Source organism: Serratia sp. CY74737 (assembly GCF_052166775.1).
GTDB classification, from domain to species: Bacteria; Pseudomonadota; Gammaproteobacteria; order Enterobacterales; family Enterobacteriaceae; genus Serratia; species Serratia ureilytica.
Genome location: NZ_JBJNOF010000006.1, coordinates 347,332 through 360,237 on the forward strand (window position 1 = coordinate 347,332; position 12,906 = coordinate 360,237).

Genomic DNA, 12,906 nt, shown 5'->3' on the forward strand with positions numbered 1-12,906 from the left:
TGAACGGTGGGCTGCGTTCAAATAATGAACGAACCGCCGTTGCGCTGCTCGCCAAATAGCCATTCATTAAAGCGTAATAACCATGCAATAAAACTCGGGCAAAAAGTTTGCACTCTGCCTTGCGTAAGGTTTGGTAAAAGTTAAATCCCCAACCCGCCGCGTAAATGGTAATACCATCACGGCGTTACCGGTTTGCAGCGGGGTTTTCAGCGGGGTGTTAAAATGTGCGGCTAACCTGATTTCGATCAAGGCCCGTATGGACAGGAGGTGAATACTTTGTTACTTTACCGTCACGTTTTTGAAATTGGTATTACCAATTGACTCCGCGCCATTCGCAGAGAAGAATTCACTCATGGCCTACAGCAAAATCCGCCAACCCAAGTTGTCAGATGTTATCGAGCAACAGCTCGAATACCTGATCCTCGAGGGGACACTGCGCCCAGGCGAAAAACTGCCTCCGGAGCGCGAGCTGGCGAAACAATTTGATGTCTCCCGTCCTTCTCTGAGAGAGGCCATTCAGCGCCTTGAAGCGAAAGGGCTGCTCCTGCGCCGTCAGGGCGGCGGCACCTTCGTGCAAACTAATCTGTGGCAGAGCTTCAGCGATCCGCTGGCCGAGCTGCTGGCCGACCATCCCGAATCACAGTTCGATCTGCTGGAAACCCGTCACGCGCTGGAAGGCATTGCCGCCTATTACGCGGCGCTGCGCGGCACCGATGAAGATCTGGCGCGCATCCGCGATTGCCACATCGTGATTCAACAGGCTCAAGACAGCGGCGATCTCGACGCCGAAGCCGATGCGGTCATGCAGTATCAAATCGCCGTGACTGAAGCCGCTCACAACGTTGTGTTACTTCACCTGCTACGCTGCATGGGGCCGATGCTGGAACAGAACGTGCGTCAGAACTTTGAATTGCTCTACTCGCGCCGTGAGATGTTGGCAAAAGTGAGCAGCCACCGCGCCGGAATTTTTGAGGCGATTGTGGCACGCGAGCCGGAAAAGGCCCGTGAAGCCTCGCATCGCCACTTGGCGTTTATCGAGGAAATCTTGCTGGATCTCAGCCGGGAGCATACTCGGCGCGAGAGATCGCTGCGGCGTCTCCAGCAACGCAAGGATTAAGAGCTGTCCTCTTCAGGGTACACCAGCCTGCGGGGGTTAAGTTCGAGGTACTTAGTTAAGTACTTAAGCGGCAACTAAACTGATGGGCCTGTCTTCGTGTGTTTTTTCACAGAGCACAGGAAGACAGGCTCCAAACAAACCATTAGACAGATAAGGAATACCACCATGTCAGAACGTTTAAACAATGACGTGGATCCGATCGAAACCCGCGACTGGCTGCAGGCGATCGAATCGGTCATCCGTGAAGAGGGTGTTGAGCGAGCTCAGTTTCTGATTGATCAGGTATTGGGAGAAGCCCGCAAAGGCGGCGTTAACGTTGCGGCCGGTGCTGCAGCGCACAACTACGTCAACACCATCGCGGTAGAAGACGAACCGGCTTACCCAGGCAACCTGGATCTGGAACGCCGCATTCGCTCTGCGATCCGTTGGAACGCGATCATGACCGTTCTGCGCGCATCCAAGAAAGACCTGGAGCTGGGCGGCCACATGGCTTCCTTCCAGTCTTCCGCGACCTTCTATGAAGTCTGCTTTAACCACTTCTTCCGCGCACGCAACGAGAAAGACGGCGGCGACCTGGTCTACTTCCAGGGCCACATCTCTCCGGGCGTTTACGCGCGCGCCTTCCTTGAAGGCCGCCTGACCGAAGAACAGATGAACAACTTCCGTCAGGAAGTGCACGGCAACGGCCTGTCCTCTTACCCGCATCCTAAGCTGATGCCGGAATTCTGGCAGTTCCCGACCGTATCCATGGGCCTGGGCCCAATCAGCGCCATCTATCAGGCGAAGTTCCTGAAATACCTGGAACACCGCGGCCTGAAAGACACCTCTGAGCAGACCGTTTACGCCTTCCTGGGCGACGGCGAGATGGATGAGCCGGAATCCAAAGGCGCCATCACCATCGCCACCCGCGAGAAGCTGGACAACCTGGTGTTCGTCATCAACTGCAACCTGCAGCGCCTGGACGGCCCGGTCACCGGTAACGGCAAGATCATCAACGAACTGGAAGGCATCTTCTCCGGCGCAGGCTGGCAGGTGCTGAAAGTGATCTGGGGCGGCCGTTGGGACGAGCTGCTGCGCAAAGACACCAGCGGTAAACTGGTTCAGCTGATGAACGAGACCCTGGACGGCGACTACCAGACCTTCAAATCCAAAGACGGCGCTTACGTGCGCGAGCACTTCTTCGGCCGTTACCCGGAAACCGCGGCGCTGGTCAAAGACATGACCGACGACGAAATCTGGGCGCTGAACCGTGGTGGTCACGATCCGAAGAAAATCTTCGCTGCACTGAAAAAAGCGCAAGACACCAAAGGCAAACCGACCGTTATCCTGGCCCACACCATCAAAGGTTACGGCATGGGTGAAACCGCGGAAGGTAAAAACATCGCTCACCAGGTGAAGAAAATGAACATGGAAGGGGTTCACCACTTCCGCGATCGTTTCAACGTGCCGGTTGCCGATGCTGACATCGAAAAACTGCCGTACATCACCTTCGAGAAAGATTCCGAAGAGTACAAATACCTGCACGAACGTCGCCAGGCGCTGAAAGGCTACGTGCCTACCCGTCTGCCGGAGTTCACCCAGAAGCTGGAAATGCCGGCGCTGGAAGATTTCAGTTCGCTGCTGGAAGAGCAGAACAAAGAGATCTCCACCACTATCGCCTTCGTGCGTGCCCTGAACGTGATGCTGAAGAACAAGTCGATCAAAGATCGCCTGGTGCCAATCATCGCCGACGAAGCGCGTACCTTCGGTATGGAAGGTCTGTTCCGTCAGATTGGTATCTACAGCCCGAACGGCCAGCAGTACACCCCGCAGGACCGTGAGCAGGTTGCTTACTACAAAGAAGACGAGAAAGGCCAAATCCTGCAGGAAGGCATCAACGAACTGGGCGCAGCCTCTTCCTGGCTTGCCGCAGCGACCTCCTACAGCACCAACGATCTGCCGATGATTCCGTTCTACATCTACTACTCGATGTTCGGTTTCCAACGTATCGGCGACCTGTGCTGGGCAGCGGGCGACCAACAGGCGCGCGGCTTCCTGATCGGCGGGACCTCGGGCCGTACTACCCTGAACGGCGAAGGTCTGCAGCACGAAGATGGCCACAGCCACATCCAGTCTCTGACCATCCCTAACTGCATCTCTTACGATCCGGCTTACGCGTACGAAGTGGCGGTCATCATGCACGACGGTCTGGTGCGCATGTATGGCGACAACCCGGAAAACGTGTACTACTACCTGACCACGCTGAACGAAAACTACCACATGCCTGCGATGCCGCAGGGTGCGGAAGAAGGTATCCGCAAGGGTATCTACAAGCTGGAAACGCTGGAAGGCAGCAAAGGCAAGGTGCAGCTGCTGGGCTCCGGCGCCATCCTGCGCCACGTGCGCGAAGCTGCGCAGATCCTGGCGAAGGACTACGGCGTGGGTTCCGACACCTACAGCGTGACCTCGTTCACCGAACTGGCGCGCGACGGCCAGGATTGCGAGCGTTGGAACATGCTGCACCCAACCGAAGCGCCACGCGTGCCTTATATCGCTCAGGTGATGAACGACGCGCCGGCGGTAGCCTCTACCGACTACATGAAACTGTTCGCCGAACAGGTTCGTACTTATGTGCCGGCCAGCGATTATCGCGTACTGGGCACCGACGGCTTCGGTCGTTCGGACAGCCGCGAAAACCTGCGTCACCACTTCGAAGTCGATGCGTCCTACGTGGTGGTTGCTGCTCTGGGTGAACTGGCTAAACGCGGTGAGATCGAAGCTTCTGTGGTTGCTGATGCAATCAAGAAATTCGACATCAACCCGGAAAAAGTTAACCCGCGTCTGGCCTAAGAGGTACTGAATAATGTCTATCGAAATCAACGTACCGGACATCGGTGCAGATGAAGTCGAAATCACCGAGATTCTGGTGAAGGTCGGCGATAAAGTTGAAGCGGAACAATCGCTGATCACCGTGGAAGGCGACAAGGCTTCCATGGAAGTGCCCTCCCCGCAGGCGGGCGTGGTGAAAGAGATCAAAGTGGCGGTCGGCGATAAAACCGAAACCGGCAAACTGATCATGATCTTCGAAGCGGCAGGCGCAGCGGAAGCTGCACCGGCGGCGAAAGCGGAAGAAAAACCGGCGGCAGCAGCAGCTGCCCCGGCTGCCGCTGCGGCCAAAGACGTTGCCGTGCCGGATATCGGCGCCGACGAAGTCGAAGTGACCGAGATCCTGGTGAAAGTGGGCGATAAGGTGGAAGCCGAGCAGTCCCTGATCACTGTGGAAGGCGACAAGGCTTCCATGGAAGTCCCTGCGCCGTTCGCGGGCACCGTGAAAGAGATCAAGATCGCGACCGGCGACAAAGTGAAAACCGGTTCCCTGATCATGGTGTTCGAAGTGGCCGGCGCCGCTTCCGCTGCGGCCCCGGCTGCGGCGCAAGCACCGGCTGCCGCCGCAGCGCCTGCGGCCTCGGCGGCTAAAGACGTCGCCGTGCCGGATATCGGCGGTGACGAAGTCGAAGTGACCGAGGTGATGGTCAAGGTGGGCGACAAGGTTGCCGCCGAGCAGTCTCTGATCACCGTGGAAGGCGACAAGGCCTCCATGGAAGTGCCAGCGCCGTTCGCGGGCACCGTGAAAGAGATCAAGATCGCGACCGGCGACAAAGTGAAAACCGGCTCCCTGATCATGGTGTTCGAAGTGGAAGGCGCTGCGCCTGCCGCTGCCGCCGCTCCAGCCGCTAAAGCGGACGCTGCGCCGGCGCCGGCCGCCGCTAAAGCCGCCGCTCCGGCTGCGAAAGCTGAAGACAAAGGCGAGTTCGCCGAGAACGCGGCCTACGTGCACGCGACTCCGGTCATTCGTCGTCTGGCGCGTGAATTCGGCGTTAACCTGGCGAAAGTGAAAGGCACCGGTCGTAAAGGCCGCATCCTGCGCGAAGACGTTCAGGCTTACGTGAAAGACGCGGTGAAACGCGCTGAAGCGGCCCCGGCTGCTGCCGGCGGCGGTCTGCCAGGCATGCTGCCGTGGCCGAAAGTGGACTTCAGCAAGTTCGGCGAGATCGAAGAAGTCGAAATGGGCCGCATCCAGAAGATCTCTGGTGCGAACCTGAGCCGCAACTGGGTGATGATCCCGCACGTGACTCACTTCGACAAAACCGACATCACCGATCTGGAAGCGTTCCGCAAGCAGCAGAACGAAGAAGCGGCCAAGCGCAAGCTGGACGTGAAGTTCACGCCTGTCGTGTTCATCATGAAAGCCGTCGCTGCCGCTCTGGAGCAGATGCCGCGCTTCAACAGCTCGCTGTCCGAAGATGGCCAGAAGCTGACGCTGAAGAAATACATCAACATCGGCGTGGCGGTAGATACCCCGAACGGCCTGGTGGTTCCGGTGTTCAAGGACGTGAACAAGAAGAGCATCACCGAGCTGTCTCGCGAACTGATGGCCATCTCCAAGAAAGCGCGCGACGGCAAGCTGACCGCGGGCGAGATGCAGGGCGGCTGCTTCACCATCTCCAGCCTGGGCGGCATCGGGACGACCCACTTCGCGCCGATCGTCAACGCGCCGGAAGTGGCTATCCTGGGCGTCTCCAAGTCTGCGATGGAGCCGGTCTGGAACGGTAAAGAGTTCATGCCGCGCCTGATGATGCCGATGTCGCTGTCCTTCGACCACCGCGTTATCGACGGTGCCGATGGTGCGCGCTTCATCACCATCATCAACAACATGTTGTCCGACATTCGCCGTCTGGTGATGTAATGCAAAAGGGGCGCAGCATGCTGCGCCCCTGACGATTCTGTAGCAGTTTTGTCGGATTTTGCATAACTCGACAAAATTGTTGAGACACGGGTCACTCGAACACGCTTTGCAGATTATTAACAATTCTGTAAACTGCTCGCGGTGTAAGCGTCCCGGTGGATGAAGGGCGTTATGAGATCGATTAGCAATAAAAATGACGTCTGACCCGCCGGACAATCAATTAAGAGGTCATGATGAGTACTGAAATTAAAACTCAGGTCGTGGTACTTGGGGCGGGCCCGGCAGGTTACTCTGCAGCCTTTCGTTGCGCTGACTTAGGTCTTGAAACCGTTCTGGTTGAACGTTATTCCACTCTGGGCGGGGTTTGCCTGAACGTGGGATGTATCCCTTCCAAAGCACTGCTGCACGTTGCCAAAGTGATCGAAGAAGCCAAAGCGTTGGCCGAACACGGCATCGTTTTCGGCGAGCCGAAAACCGACATCGACAAAGTGCGCGTCTGGAAAGAAAAAGTCATCACTCAGCTGACCGGCGGTCTGGCTGGCATGGCGAAAGGCCGTAAAGTGAAAGTGGTCAACGGCCTGGGCAAGTTCACCGGCGCTAACACCCTGGTTGTGGAAGGCGAAAACGGCCCAACCACCATCAACTTCGACAACGCCATCATCGCTGCAGGTTCTCGTCCGATCCAACTGCCATTCATTCCTCATGAAGATCCACGCGTGTGGGATTCCACCGATGCGCTGGAGCTGAAAACCGTCCCAGAGCGTCTGCTGGTTATGGGCGGCGGCATCATCGGCCTGGAAATGGGCACCGTATACCATGCGCTGGGTTCACAGATCGACGTCGTTGAAATGTTCGATCAGGTTATCCCGGCGGCAGATAAAGACGTGGTGAAAGTCTTCACCAAACGTATCAGCAAGCAGTTCAACCTGATGCTGGAAACCAAAGTGACCGCGGTAGAAGCCAAAGAAGACGGTATCTACGTCACGATGGAAGGTAAAAAAGCGCCGGCAGAACCACAGCGTTACGACGCGGTGCTGGTGGCGATCGGCCGCGTGCCGAACGGCAAACTGCTGGATGCCGGCAAAGCCGGTGTGGAAGTTGACGAGCGTGGCTTCATCAACGTCGACAAACAGCTGCGCACCAACGTGCCGCACATCTTCGCCATCGGCGACATCGTCGGGCAGCCGATGCTGGCGCACAAAGGCGTGCACGAAGGCCACGTTGCCGCAGAAGTTATCGCTGGCATGAAGCACTACTTCGATCCGAAAGTGATCCCATCCATCGCTTACACCGAGCCGGAAGTGGCGTGGGTGGGTCTGACCGAGAAAGAAGCGAAAGAGAAAGGCATCAGCTACGAAACCTCCACCTTCCCGTGGGCGGCTTCCGGCCGTGCGATCGCTTCCGACTGTGCAGACGGCATGACCAAACTGATCTTCGACAAAGAAACTCACCGCATCATCGGTGGCGCGATTGTCGGCACCAACGGCGGCGAACTGCTGGGTGAAATCGGTCTGGCCATCGAGATGGGCTGCGACGCGGAAGACATCGCGCTGACCATCCACGCTCACCCGACCCTGCACGAATCCGTGGGCCTGGCGGCGGAAATCTACGAAGGCAGCATCACCGACCTGCCTAACCCGAAAGCCAAGAAGAAGTAATTCTGCTGGCTTGACCGGTTAACAAGCGGCTCCTGAGAAGGGGCCGTTTTTTTTTGCCCAGATGCACAAAACGGTTTTTTGTGGCCGCTGCGCCAAATTCCGATCCTCATGCTTATATCCGTTTAAATTATGTGGATATAATGCCCTGTTTGTCCGGCAGCCGATTACGCTGCGCTCAACGATTCAGCAAAGATTTAATGTTGCTTTTATGTGAACGAATTAACAACCGTTTCAAATCCTGATATGCTGGCTGAGCGGAACCGGGCACTGTACCTTACAGTCCAGGACATCGACAGCAGTGCCCCGTCAGGATAGATGGCATCAATATCGCCGTGCGCTCTACCCATCAGTCTTTCATGCTGTAGCGCTGTTTGACCGTGCTTGTTTGCCCCAATCACCGTTTCGGGGCCTTTACGGGCCGATCGCCTAGCCACAGAGTGAAACCCCAAGGGTATAAACCCGGTTTGCATATACGCCAGGCACAATAAATGACAATGAGAGCGAGGAGAACGTCGTGCTAGAAGAATACCGTAAGCACGTAGCCGAGCGTGCTGCTGAGGGCATCGCCCCTAAGCCGCTAGACGCCACCCAAATGGCCGCGCTGGTCGAACTACTGAAGAATCCGCCAAAAGGCGAAGAAGAATTCCTGTTAGACCTGCTGATTAACCGTGTTCCACCGGGCGTCGACGAAGCCGCCTACGTCAAAGCAGGTTTCCTGGCGGCCATCGCCAAAGGTGAAGCGACATCCCCCCTGGTTACCCCCGAGAAAGCCATTGAACTGTTAGGCACCATGCAGGGCGGCTATAACATTCATCCGCTGATCGAAGCCCTGGACAACGAAAAGCTGGCGCCGATCGCCGCTAAAGCGCTGTCCCACACGCTGCTGATGTTCGACAACTTCTACGATGTGGAAGAGAAGGCGAAAGCCGGCAACGCGCACGCCAAGCAGATCATGCAGTCCTGGGCCGATGCCGAATGGTACCTGTCGCGCCCGGAGCTGGCGGAAAAGATCACCGTCACCGTGTTCAAAGTGACCGGCGAAACCAACACCGATGACCTGTCTCCGGCGCCGGACGCCTGGTCGCGCCCGGATATCCCGCTGCACGCGCTGGCGATGCTGAAAAACGAACGTGAAGGCATCGTGCCGGATCAGCCGGGCAGCGTCGGCCCGATCAAACAGATCGAGCTGCTGAACAAGAAAGGCTTCCCGCTGGCCTACGTCGGCGACGTGGTCGGCACCGGTTCTTCCCGTAAATCCGCCACCAACTCGGTGCTGTGGTTCATGGGCGACGACATCCCGCACGTGCCGAACAAGCGCGGCGGTGGCGTGGTGCTGGGCGGCAAGATTGCGCCTATCTTCTTCAACACCATGGAAGATGCCGGCGCCTTGCCGATCGAAGTGGACGTGTCCGAGCTGAACATGGGCGATGTGATCGACGTTTACCCGTACAAAGGTGAAGTGCGCAACCACGAAACCGGCGCGCTGATCGCCAACTTCGAACTGAAAACCGACGTGCTGCTGGATGAAGTGCGCGCCGGCGGCCGTATCCCGCTGATCATCGGCCGCGGCCTGACCACCAAGGCGCGCGAAGCGCTGGGTCTGCCGCACAGCGACGTGTTCCGCATCGCCAAACCGGTAGCAGCCAGCAACAAAGGCTTCTCGCTGGCGCAGAAAATGGTCGGCCGCGCCTGCGGCGTCGCCGGCATTCGCCCTGGCGAATACTGTGAGCCGAAGATGACCTCCGTCGGCTCTCAGGACACCACCGGCCCGATGACCCGCGATGAGCTGAAAGACCTGGCCTGCCTCGGCTTCTCCGCCGATCTGGTCATGCAGTCGTTCTGCCACACTGCCGCGTACCCGAAACCGGTCGACGTGACCACGCACCACACGCTGCCTGACTTCATCATGAACCGCGGCGGCGTCTCGCTGCGCCCGGGCGACGGCGTGATCCACTCCTGGCTGAACCGCATGCTGCTGCCTGACACCGTCGGCACCGGCGGCGATTCCCACACCCGCTTCCCGATCGGCATCTCCTTCCCGGCCGGTTCCGGCCTGGTGGCGTTTGCCGCCGCGACCGGCGTGATGCCGCTGGATATGCCTGAGTCGGTGCTGGTGCGCTTCAAAGGCAAAATGCAGCCGGGCATCACCCTGCGCGATCTGGTGCACGCCATCCCTTACTACGCGATCCAGCAGGGGCTGCTGACCGTCGAGAAGAAGGGCAAGAAAAATATCTTCTCCGGCCGCATTCTGGAGATCGAAGGCCTGCCGGATCTGAAGGTCGAGCAGGCGTTTGAGCTGACCGATGCGTCCGCCGAACGTTCCGCCGCCGGTTGTACCATCAAGCTGGACAAGGCGCCGATTGAAGAGTACCTGAACTCCAACATCGTGCTGCTGAAGTGGATGATCTCCGAAGGCTACGGCGATCGCCGTACGCTGGAGCGCCGTATTCAGGGCATGGAAAAATGGCTGGCGGATCCGCAACTGCTGGAAGGCGATGCGGATGCGGAATACGCAGCGGTGATCGACATCGATCTGAACGAGATCAAAGAGCCGATCCTGTGTGCGCCGAACGATCCTGACGATGCGCGCCTGCTGTCTGACGTGGCCAACAGCAAAATCGATGAAGTGTTCATCGGTTCTTGCATGACCAACATCGGCCACTTCCGCGCGGCGGGCAAGCTGCTGGATCAGCACAAGGGCCAGCTGCCGACCCGTCTGTGGGTGGCGCCGCCAACCAAGATGGATGCGGCTCAGCTGACTGAAGAAGGCTACTACAGCGTCTTCGGCAAGAGCGGCGCGCGTATCGAGATCCCGGGCTGCTCGCTGTGCATGGGTAACCAGGCGCGCGTGGCGGACGGCGCGACGGTGGTTTCCACCTCAACCCGTAACTTCCCGAACCGTCTGGGCACCGGCGCCAACGTCTATCTGGCGTCTGCCGAACTGGCCGCGGTAGCGTCCCTGCTGGGCCGCCTGCCGACGCCGGACGAGTACCAGACCTATATGGCGCAGGTCGATAAGACGGCGGCGGATACCTACCGCTACCTGAACTTTGACCAGCTGGGCCAGTACACCGAAAAAGCCGACGGCGTGATCTTCCAAACCGCCGTGTAAGCCGCTATATTGCGCAACTGTTTAACGGGAGGCCTTGGCCTCCCGTTTTATTTTGCTCAGTTGCCAACTTTGCGAGCGCTCACTGAGTTAGTCCGCCATTTATGTTTACACTAAGAAAAAGGGCTCAGGAGGGCATGCTATGGATTACGAATTTCTGCGTGACGTCACCGGTCAGGTGATCGTCAGATTTTCGATGGGGCATGAAGCGATTGGCCACTGGATCAACGAAGAAGTCAAAGGCGATTTCAACCTGCTGGACCGCATTGAAGCCGGCGCGGCCGAGGTCAAAGGCAGTGAGCGCCAATGGCAGCTGGAAGGCCATGAATATACGCTGCTGATGGATGGTGAAGAAGTGATGATCCGCGCCAATCAGCTGGAGTTCGAGGGCGATGAAATGGAAGAGGGGATGAACTATTACGACGAAGAAAGCCTCTCATTCTGCGGCGTTGAGGATTTCCTGCTGGTGTTGAAGGCCTATCGTTCTTTCATGCTGAAGTACTAAGCATCAGGGCGCGGCGCGCCGCGCCCTTTCCATCACAGATGCGGAATATTGCGGCCGTAATAGATTTCCTGCATCTCTTTCCATAACAGATCGGTGATCTGCTTGCGTTCGGCTGCGCTCAACGCCTCCGGCTCCGCGTTAAACAGGTAGTGCTTCAGATCGAAATCCTTCAGCAACATCTTGGTATGGAAGATATTTTCCTGGTAAACGTTCACGTCCATCATGTGGTACAGCGCCTTGATGTCTTCCGACATAAAGTTCTGGATCGAATTGATCTCATGATCGATGTAATGTTTCACGCCGTTCACGTCGCGGGTAAAACCGCGCACGCGATAGTCCATGGTGACGATGTCGGATTCCAGCTGGTGAATTAAGTAGTTCAGCGCCTTGAGGGGCGAAATGACACCGCAGGTCGAGACCTCGATATCGGCGCGGAAGGTGCACAGCCCGCCTTCCGGATGGCTTTCCGGGTAGGTGTGCACGCAGATATGGCTCTTGTCCAGGTGCGCGACGACCGTATTCGGCAGCGGACCGGGGTGTTCCGACGTATCGACGTCTTTCGGATCGATAGGCTCTTCGCTGACCAGGATGGTGACGCTGGCGCCCTGCGGCTCGTAGTCCTGACGCGCGATGTTCAGAATATTGGCGCCGATGATCGAGCAGGTTTCGCTCAGGATCTCGGTCAGCCGGTTGGCGTTATATTGTTCGTCTATGTAGGCGATATAGCCGTCGCGATCGTCCGCGGTTTTGGCGTAACAAATATCGTAAATACAAAAACTCAGGCTCTTGGTCAGGTTGTTGAAGCCGTGCAGTTTTAGCTTATGCAATTTGGGCCACCTCCTTTATCTTCTCGCTTAACGTGTTACGTTCAGGGCATTGAGCAAATATTGCGGCAGGGCAAAGCTGCCGACGTGAATTGCCGGGTTGTAATAACGGCAGTGTAGGCCGCTTTGGTTAAAGCGCTGTTGCAGAGTTGGCAGATCGCGCTGGCGCAGCGCCGGGTTCTGGCTCGCCCAGGCGAAGGTCATGATGCCGCCGTAATAGGTCGGGATCGCCGCCTGATAGAAGCTGACGTCGGTAAAGTAGCGGCTCAGTTTAGCGTGGCTGTTGACCGCCTCGTCCTGTTGCAGGAAGCAGACGCCGTTCTGCGCAACGAAAATGCCGCCCTCATTCAGGCAGCGGGCGCAGCCTTCATAAAACGCCGAGGTGAACAGGCTTTCGCCGGGGCCGATCGGATCGGTGCAGTCGGAGATGATCACATCGAAGGTTTTGTCGGTTTGATTCACGAAGTTGACGCCGTCGTCGATCACCAGCTTGAAGCGCGGATCGTCATAGGCGCCGGCGCTGTGGTTGGGCAGGTACTGGCGGCAGAACTCTACGACGCCGGCGTCGATTTCGACCATGGTGATCTGCTCAACGCCAGGATGCCGGCTGACTTCGCGCAGCATGCCGCCGTCGCCGCCGCCGATGATCAGCACTTTCTTCGCTTGGCCGTGCGCCAACAGCGGCACGTGGGTCAGCATTTCGTGATAGATGAACTCGTCACGCTCGGTGGTTTGCACCACGCCGTCGAGCGCCATCACGCGCCCCAGCACCGGGTTCTCGAAGATCACCAGATCCTGATGATCGGTCTTCTCGCGGTACAGCACCTTCTCTACCGAAAAGTACTGGCCGAAGCCCGTATGCAGCGTTTCGTACCAAATTTCTTTCTGGGTCATGTGCGGGAAACTCCGTAATAACAGCCATGAAAAATCGGCGCAACATCATAGCTAACTCTGCCTGGCGATGCAC

Annotated in this window: 8 protein-coding genes; 6 read left to right on the top strand and 2 right to left on the bottom strand. The window is 57.7% G+C overall.

Annotated elements, in window-relative coordinates:
* Positions 1–352 precede the first annotated feature (352 nt).
* The 6 genes from pdhR to yacL all read left to right on the top strand — a co-directional run bounded on the left by pdhR (position 353) and on the right by yacL (position 11,115).
* Positions 353–1,117 carry a pyruvate dehydrogenase complex transcriptional repressor PdhR gene (pdhR, locus tag ACJ8PE_RS11055; RefSeq protein ID WP_004937490.1) on the top strand — a complete coding sequence of 255 codons (765 nt, stop codon included), beginning with the start codon at positions 353–355 and terminating at the stop codon, positions 1,115–1,117.
* A gap of 165 nt (positions 1,118–1,282) precedes the next feature.
* Positions 1,283–3,946, top strand: a complete 2,664-nt coding sequence (gene aceE, locus ACJ8PE_RS11060; RefSeq protein ID WP_033632104.1) for a pyruvate dehydrogenase (acetyl-transferring), homodimeric type — start codon at positions 1,283–1,285, stop codon at positions 3,944–3,946.
* A 13-nt stretch (positions 3,947–3,959) separates the two neighbouring features.
* On the top strand, positions 3,960–5,843 hold the full coding sequence (gene aceF, locus ACJ8PE_RS11065) for a pyruvate dehydrogenase complex dihydrolipoyllysine-residue acetyltransferase (protein ID WP_197778166.1): 1,884 nt from the start codon (positions 3,960–3,962) through the stop codon (positions 5,841–5,843).
* A gap of 233 nt (positions 5,844–6,076) precedes the next feature.
* Positions 6,077–7,501 (top strand): dihydrolipoyl dehydrogenase, encoded by a 1,425-nt coding sequence (gene lpdA / locus ACJ8PE_RS11070; protein WP_004937500.1) that lies wholly within the window; start codon positions 6,077–6,079, stop codon positions 7,499–7,501.
* 514 nt (positions 7,502–8,015) lie between these two features.
* Positions 8,016–10,613: a bifunctional aconitate hydratase 2/2-methylisocitrate dehydratase gene (gene acnB / locus ACJ8PE_RS11075; RefSeq protein ID WP_033644692.1), complete on the top strand. Its 2,598-nt coding sequence runs from the start codon at positions 8,016–8,018 to the stop codon at positions 10,611–10,613.
* A 139-nt stretch (positions 10,614–10,752) separates the two neighbouring features.
* Positions 10,753–11,115, top strand: coding sequence for a protein YacL (gene yacL, locus ACJ8PE_RS11080; protein ID WP_004937507.1), 363 nt, complete (start codon positions 10,753–10,755; stop codon positions 11,113–11,115).
* 32 nt (positions 11,116–11,147) lie between these two features.
* Here the strand turns inward: yacL and speD are convergent, their stop codons facing one another.
* A complete protein-coding gene (gene speD / locus ACJ8PE_RS11085; RefSeq protein WP_004937510.1) occupies positions 11,148–11,942 on the bottom strand; it encodes an adenosylmethionine decarboxylase in 795 nt (264 codons plus the stop codon).
* A gap of 27 nt (positions 11,943–11,969) precedes the next feature.
* The gene (speE, locus tag ACJ8PE_RS11090) at positions 11,970–12,833 is read right to left on the bottom strand and encodes a polyamine aminopropyltransferase (protein ID WP_404769043.1); all 864 of its coding nucleotides are present in this window, start codon (positions 12,831–12,833) and stop codon (positions 11,970–11,972) included.
* Positions 12,834–12,906 lie beyond the last annotated feature (73 nt).

Coding starts and splice junctions, on each gene's coding strand:
- pdhR (WP_004937490.1), top strand. CDS start 353: ATGGCCTACAGCAAAATCCGCCAACCCAAGTTGTCAGATGTTATCGAG.
- aceE (WP_033632104.1), top strand. CDS start 1,283: ATGTCAGAACGTTTAAACAATGACGTGGATCCGATCGAAACCCGCGAC.
- aceF (WP_197778166.1), top strand. CDS start 3,960: ATGTCTATCGAAATCAACGTACCGGACATCGGTGCAGATGAAGTCGAA.
- lpdA (WP_004937500.1), top strand. CDS start 6,077: ATGAGTACTGAAATTAAAACTCAGGTCGTGGTACTTGGGGCGGGCCCG.
- yacL (WP_004937507.1), top strand. CDS start 10,753: ATGGATTACGAATTTCTGCGTGACGTCACCGGTCAGGTGATCGTCAGA.
- speE (WP_404769043.1), bottom strand. CDS start 12,833: ATGACCCAGAAAGAAATTTGGTACGAAACGCTGCATACGGGCTTCGGC.